Annotated in this window: 8 protein-coding genes; 2 read left to right on the top strand and 6 right to left on the bottom strand. The window is 39.7% G+C overall.

What is annotated here, in order from left to right:
• Positions 1 to 447 precede the first annotated feature (447 nt).
• From HF078_RS09870 to HF078_RS09860, 3 genes are all read right to left on the bottom strand, one after another.
• On the bottom strand, positions 448 to 903 hold the full coding sequence (locus tag HF078_RS09870) for a DUF2269 family protein (protein WP_169290999.1): 456 nt from the start codon (positions 901 to 903) through the stop codon (positions 448 to 450).
• A 76-nt stretch (positions 904 to 979) separates the two neighbouring features.
• Complete coding sequence (gene argS / locus HF078_RS09865; RefSeq protein WP_169290998.1) at positions 980 to 2,665, bottom strand: arginine--tRNA ligase; 1,686 nt, start codon at positions 2,663 to 2,665, stop codon at positions 980 to 982.
• A 310-nt stretch (positions 2,666 to 2,975) separates the two neighbouring features.
• The gene (locus HF078_RS09860; RefSeq protein WP_169290997.1) at positions 2,976 to 3,161 is read right to left on the bottom strand and encodes an aspartyl-phosphate phosphatase Spo0E family protein; all 186 of its coding nucleotides are present in this window, start codon (positions 3,159 to 3,161) and stop codon (positions 2,976 to 2,978) included.
• Positions 3,162 to 3,510: 349 nt separating this feature from the next.
• Here HF078_RS09860 and HF078_RS09855 point away from each other — a divergent pair, with 349 nt between their 5' ends.
• On the top strand, positions 3,511 to 3,804 hold the full coding sequence (locus tag HF078_RS09855) for a hypothetical protein (protein WP_169290996.1): 294 nt from the start codon (positions 3,511 to 3,513) through the stop codon (positions 3,802 to 3,804).
• Between the two features lie 6 nt (positions 3,805 to 3,810).
• On the opposite strand, the gene HF078_RS09850 is transcribed toward HF078_RS09855, so the two are convergent.
• From HF078_RS09850 to HF078_RS09840, 3 genes are all read right to left on the bottom strand, one after another.
• On the bottom strand, positions 3,811 to 4,620 hold the full coding sequence (locus tag HF078_RS09850) for an alpha/beta fold hydrolase (protein WP_169290995.1): 810 nt from the start codon (positions 4,618 to 4,620) through the stop codon (positions 3,811 to 3,813).
• Between the two features lie 4 nt (positions 4,621 to 4,624).
• The gene (locus tag HF078_RS09845) at positions 4,625 to 5,098 is read right to left on the bottom strand and encodes a hypothetical protein (protein ID WP_169290994.1); all 474 of its coding nucleotides are present in this window, start codon (positions 5,096 to 5,098) and stop codon (positions 4,625 to 4,627) included.
• Between the two features lie 182 nt (positions 5,099 to 5,280).
• Positions 5,281 to 5,373 (bottom strand): YjcZ family sporulation protein, encoded by a 93-nt coding sequence (locus HF078_RS09840; protein WP_168863859.1) that lies wholly within the window; start codon positions 5,371 to 5,373, stop codon positions 5,281 to 5,283.
• A 173-nt stretch (positions 5,374 to 5,546) separates the two neighbouring features.
• On the opposite strand from HF078_RS09840, the gene HF078_RS09835 reads away from it, so the two are divergent.
• Positions 5,547 to 6,443 carry a manganese catalase family protein gene (locus tag HF078_RS09835; protein WP_169290993.1) on the top strand — a complete coding sequence of 299 codons (897 nt, stop codon included), beginning with the start codon at positions 5,547 to 5,549 and terminating at the stop codon, positions 6,441 to 6,443.
• The last annotated feature ends 308 nt before the right edge of the window (positions 6,444 to 6,751 follow it).

Raw genomic sequence — 6,751 nt, 5'->3', positions numbered from 1 at the left:
ACCACATATTCCCTAAACTCTGGAGAGTAGCTTTTCTTTTTCGTCATGTTTAACACGTCCTTTTATCTGTTAGTTTTGATTAAAACATGACGCCAATCCCAATGTCCACTTTTCATACTACCTCCATAATATTTAAGTGTTCGGTCAACTCTTAGGGGGTGTTTGGACAATCGATTTTTTGGTTCGGTCAATTTCGGCAAAACTTCGGTCAACTATTGAAATTCTTCGGTCAACTTTTCGAAATCTTCGGTCAAAAATCAAAAATCTTCGGACATTTAGAACTGAACGTAACGGATCTGAACAAAACTGATCAAGCAAATCCAACCATTAATGCCACTATACCCTCATCACCACCAACATGCAAAGAAGGCCGCTTAATCAATATAGGCCAACACCTCCGCCTAATAATGCCCAAAATATACAGCTGCAAAGGAGATGACCTATAGATTAAGCTGGTTTAATAATCATCAGGATAAAGATGAGAAATCCAAGAATACAGGTAAGTAAGTAGAGATTGCTGATTTTGTGGAGAGTAGCGTCCTGTTGGGCTGGCAATTGAGTTGAGGCTCTGTTTTCAGGGTGCAGTAACCAACGCTGAAGTTCATTAAGGGCAGGCGAGATAAATCCGATCACAAGGACTTGGATGGAAAGGTAGATGACAAGGGAAGCTAAAAGCCAAACTTGGAGAATAGAACCATAGTTTCCAAAGAGAACAAGTAGTATGCCTGTTATCACAGCAAGTGTTCCGCCAATCTTAGGGAAGTAGTCAAGTTTATGTTGTAATAGGACATTGTGTCGAAGGTCTGAGATGGTTTGGTGCTTTCTTAGGAGTATAATTCCGAAAAATGTGGGACCAATTCCGACGACGGCAACTATCACATGAAACAGTATCAGCCATTTCATAGGCATCCCCCCAATACTATTGATACTTCAATATATGAGGGGGATGATGGATTCATGTTCTTTATACCAATATCTGTTACATTTCTTGTGGTGCCTGAATACCCAGTAGGCGCAAAGACTCTTTTATCACAATGGCGGTAGCGGATACCAAAGCAAGTCTTGCACTTTTTTCTTCGTCCTCTTGTAAGAATTTAATATTGCCATACCAACTGTTGAATGCCTGGCATACATTTACAATATGCTTCGCAATTAGAGAGGGATCGTATCCTTTATTTGCCTTTGCAATAACTTCTGGGAATTCTTGCAGCAGTTTTGCCACTTCCCATGAATAGCTATCTTCTAACCCTTTCTGTATTTCTTCGCTTTCCCAATTCCCTTTTTTCAATATGGAGTTAGCTCGTGCGTAAGTATATTGAACATAAGGTCCTGTTTCCCCTTCAAATTTCAACATATCTTCTAGGGAAAATTCAACAGAGTTCACCCGGTAGTTTTTTAAATCATGAAAAATGACCGCACCGACACCAACTTGACGGGCTACTTCTTCTTTATCAGGAAGAGCCGGGTTTTTGGATTCAATATTTCTTTCTGCGAGTTGAATGGCTTCCTGCAACACTTCTTCTAGTAAAACAACTTTACCTTTACGGGTGGACATTTTCTTTCCGTCTTTCAAAAGAAGTCCAAATGTAATATGGTGCATTTCTGCCGCCCAGTCAAAACCAGCTTTCTTCAATACTTCTTTCACTTGCTGAAAGTGAATGGATTGCTCTTGCCCCACGACATACAGTGCCTTTGAGAATTGATAGACCTTTTTACGATAAAGAGCGGCTGCGAGATCACGAGTTGCATACAGGGTAGCACCATCCGACTTTTTTATTAAACAAGGGGGCAGTGTTGGGTCATCAAGATCCACTACTTGTGCACCCTCAGACTCTTTCAACAAGTTTTGTTCTTCTAGCATTTGAACGACTTGTTCCATTTTATCGTTATAAAACGCTTCTCCTTGATAGGAATCGAACGTGACGCCGAGGAGACGATAAATTTTATGGAATTCCTTCAAGGACTCTTCTCTAAACCATTTCCATAGGGAAACAGCTTGCTCATTTCCTTCTTCAAGCTGCTTGAACCAACGGCGTCCTTCGTCATTTAAATCTGTTTGAACAAATGCTTCTTCATGAAATTTGACATAAAGCTTTAGCAGTTCCGGGATTGGATTATTGCGGATTTTTTCTTCTTCTCCCCATTTGAGATAGGCGGCAATCAATTTACCGAATTGGGTGCCCCAGTCTCCTAAATAATTTATTCGTACTGTCTCATACCCGGATTTTTCTAGGATGTTTGCGATGGCGTTACCAATCACTGTCGAACGTAAATGCCCCATTGAAAAAGGCTTTGCAATATTTGGAGAGGACAGATCTAAGACGATGGTTTCATTGTTACCGATATCAAGTGTTCCATATTGTTCTTTTTCTTGTAGGATTTTATGAACGATTTTTTGTTGGATCATGTCTTTTTTAAAAAAGATATTTACATATGGACCAACTGCTTCTGTCTTATCAATCATAGAGCTAGTTAATTTTGTTGCAATGTCTGCTGCTAGAAGGGGAGGGGCTGTTCTACTCATTTTTGCTAGTTCAAAACAAGGGAAAGACAGGTCACCGTGTTGAACATGTTTCGGTTTTTCTAAAAGTGAGGTTATTTTATTTAATGGGATTTCAGGTACTATATTATGCAGGGCTTGTGCTGCAAAATCAGTTAATTTCATTTAGCTCAACTCCTTAAATGATAAATATAAAAAGCCCGCCTCTTCAACTAAATGAAGAGACGAGCTTGGTGTCATATGCCCGCGGTACCACTCTAATTGCTTTTCTCATAATCATACGAAAAGCCGCTTATCATCGTTAAAGGGGATGTGCCCGTTTCATTTCAAAAGTGCGCTTCGTACGTTAGATTTCCACCAGGCTTCCACCGTCCCTGATTCGCTTTGTTTGCCATCTAAAGACTACTCTCTTTATCATCAATGATAAACTTATATAAGTTAGATGTAATTATACATATTTTTAACAGTAATGTAACTATTTTTTCTTAAATTGAGATTGATTTATATGTTTTTCTTCAAGGTGTGGAGGAATAAAGACATTTAGCATTTCATCTAGCTCTTGACTTAGCCTGACAGTTTCTACTGAAGTCAATCCCGTTTTAAACGCAGTTTGGATCATTTGGCTTCGTTTTTTTTCTACGGCAAGTTCTACGAGTTTCATCTTTATCACTCCCTCTTCACAATTTTCTATATTATAGTCGAAAAAACTTTGTAAGAAAATAGGTTAGGTGTAAAAAGTAGGTATTATTGTGAAAAACTTTGAATTTTTAAAAGGTACATTTATTTTATTTCTTTAATGTTGAGATTTTAGATGGTAAGACGTGAGCGGAATGGGGGTGTAAGGGGAAGGCAAAGGTCGAAAAATATGTAGATATGCCTTGTTTTGTCGATAAGGAGGATTTGTGCAATTATCATAGAATAGTATAGACAAAAGGAATATAGAAAGTATTAAGGCATGCTTTATGGCTATCTCTCATATCTTAGAAAAAAACTTATAGGAGGAGTGCGTCATGAATACGAAGGTAGAAGCTGTGGAAAAAATGAATGTCTATGCAAATGAGTTAGTGAAAATGATAGTGAAGGACGGAAAGTCCCTCCAAGACGAGAAGCTTCGTATTGCTTTTGAAAATGTTGTACGGGCCATGGTGGACATGACCAACATTCAATTGGACAAAGAAAAGGACGCAAACGATACGCTAAAGACCACTTTAAGCCGTATGAAAATCGCTCATAATTGCATGCAGCCAAATTCTGCTATTCCTGTTAAAAGTAAAAACACAAACAAGCCCTTTACAATCAAATAATTCAGCTTAGGGAGTTGAGTGACTCCCTTTTGTTTTGCTATTCATCGTTTGATTTTGAATGAACTGTTTAGTAATTGCATTAAGAATAGTGGAGTGTTTAGTTGGAATTTGGTGTCTGGCACCGCTAACATAGATAACTTTGGTATTGTGATGCCGTTTCATAAATTTATACTGATAATGATGAACATAGTAGTCCCTTTGACCATATATGAGAAGAATGGGGCATGAAATAGACGGCAGTTTCTTCGTGCAATTATAGTATAGACCTTCTAGATACATCTGATAAAGGATGTCTGCATCTGTACGCAAAAAATAGTCCGCCATTTCCTTTCCGAACGCTTTTGAGTAGGAGTGTGCATTTGAAATAACATTAGCTAATAGCTTCATCATCTTCATCTTTGATGCTGTAATCCCTAAAAGGAATTCCCCTCCTAATAATAACGAGTTGACCTCTGAAAAAGCCCCTATTAATAATAGTCCCTCCACTAGATTCGGGTATCTTATTGCAGTTTCCATAGCAATGGAGGCACCGTTTGAATAACCACATATAAACACTTTATCGATATCTAACTGCTGACAGACATCATAAAGATCCCTTGCAAGAAGGGGGAAATTGATTGTTACACTTCCACTGTCGCTGTTCCCGTTGCCACGTAAGTCTATGTATAAAAGACGAAAATCTTTGGATAAGGGAAGTTGCTGCTTGAACGTAATATGGCCCATACCAGGTGGATGAACATATAATATGGTTGTAGGTCCTGTACCAATTAATCGGTAGAAAATCCTTACATTATCTCTTGTATACACATACTTCATCCCATTACCCTCCATGAACTTGCCTTGAAGTGAAAAACAATAGTATTGCCCGAATAAGGAAACCACCAGCTACACCAGGGATTACGAAAATCATGGGCATCCAGACAGGGCCTACAATTACGCCAAATAACTTTATTTTGCCCGATAGCATTAGTCCGACTGTTACAAAATAAGCACAACTGACGAAAGGAAGGAAGATATAGGGTGATTTTCCCCCTCCTGCATCTTTAAAAGCGTCCCACATCGCAAAAAAATATAAACAAGGATAGAACATAAGCCACAAATAATTCGCTTCCGTCATTGCCCTGTCAATTTCTCCATTAAAGCTATACATGATAATGGAATTGAAGTTAGCTTGGACATTGATCAAGAATTCTAAAAAAATGAAGGTTAATCCTTTAATATATTTTTTGTTGAGTAATTGGCCAAATCCAGGAAGTGCAATGCTCCATAATAATCGTTCAAGTGGCTTGTTCATATGAGGGCCCTGTATAAGTATGTATGTATGTCCTTATGTTGAAAGCTTTTTTCTTGCATATAAATTCCTCCAGCCATTACTCTCTTTTTAGCTTGACCTATCACTTCTGAATTATGTTTATTTAACTTATTTTCTTCATGTAAAAAACGCAGGGAGTTTGCAACCTGCGTTTTGGTGTAGGTTTAATATAAGTAAGCCGCTCCGATGATGATAAGAAGAATAAATAAGATAATGAAGAGTGTGAAGCCTGCTCCAAAGCCTGCGTCCTTGCCCATTTATACATCTCTCCTTTTGACGTTGATACCATACCTTATGTTATAAACACCCAAAGTGTATAGGCGAATGTCCCGTATCTATGATAAAAGCCTCTTGTTGGTTATAGGACAATTCCCAAATATCATAAAAGTAAATAGAGCCTTTTTGATTGTTTAGAGGAGGGTGAAAGAAGATGTTCTCTCGTACAAATCGCTTATTGATCCCGTTGCCTAAACCGAAAAACCCGGACCCAAATGGAGCTGCGGCTGTTCAGGAACTGCTCGGAGGTAAGTTTGGTGAAATGTCCACACTCAATAACTATATGTTTCAATCCATTAACTTTCGCAATAAAAAGAAGTTGAAACCGTTTTTTGATCTGGTGGCAAGTATTACAGCAGAGGAGATAGGTCATGTAGAACTGGTAACAACTACTATTAACCTGATGTTAGAAGGTGTTACATATCCTGCACCACCGGATGCAACGCCGTTAAGAGACACAAAAGATTTTCGTAATACTTATCAATATATAGCGACAGCTCAGACTGCTCTCCCAGGAGATTCCATGGGCAGGGCTTGGACCGGTGATAATGTATTCAACAGTGGTAATTTAGTGTTGGATTTACTGCATAACTTTTTTCTTGAATGTGGGGCCAGAACCCATAAGATGAGGGTATATCAGATGACAGATAACCCGGTAGCGCGAGAAATGATCGGATACCTCCTTGTTCGGGGAGGGGTGCATGTTGTGGCATATGCAAAAGCCCTGGAGATCGCGACAGGAGTTGACATCACAAAGCTTGTTCCTATTCCAAGCTTGGAAAACAAGGCGTTTGAAACGACGAGGAAATTTGAAGCCGAAGGAGCCCACCGTAAGTTATACACCTTCAGTCCGAGTGATTATAAGGATATAGCCATGATCTGGAAAGGAAGTCACCCAGTAGATGGAGGGAAGCTTGAAGTTATCCAAGGATCTCCACCTGGAGGCCCAATGCCTGACCTGCAAAGCGTCCCTGAAGAATTCGCACCAGGCATCTCCCAAGAAGACTTCATGGAAATCGCCAAAAGACTCCAAAGATCCGCGGGAATTTAAAGGTTAATTTTTAGGTGCAACCGTAAACCAAGTTGATTGCAGTGGAAGGCGCGTAGACTCTTGCGGGAGGAGAGGGACAGGGAAGACCCCGCAGGCTTGCTGAGCCACTGAAAAACTAACGTAAAGTTTATGATGATTCTTAGCTGTTGATTGGAGCAAAGGCGAAGACTCCTGAGGGAGATAGCGCTAGGTGGAGACCCCGCAGGCTTGCCGAGGAGGCTCCAGCAGCGCCCCTAGGAAAGCGAAGCCGTTTGCGGAAATCAACAGCGGTGTCTAAACAACATCTAAAATCCAAGACTTTTTCAGTG

This window comes from Bacillus sp. RO2 (assembly GCF_012911845.1).
GTDB lineage: Bacteria > Bacillota > Bacilli > Bacillales > Bacillaceae_I > Sutcliffiella_A.
Note: the sequence above shows the minus strand (reverse complement) of the source record. Positions and strands in the feature narration are given on the sequence as shown.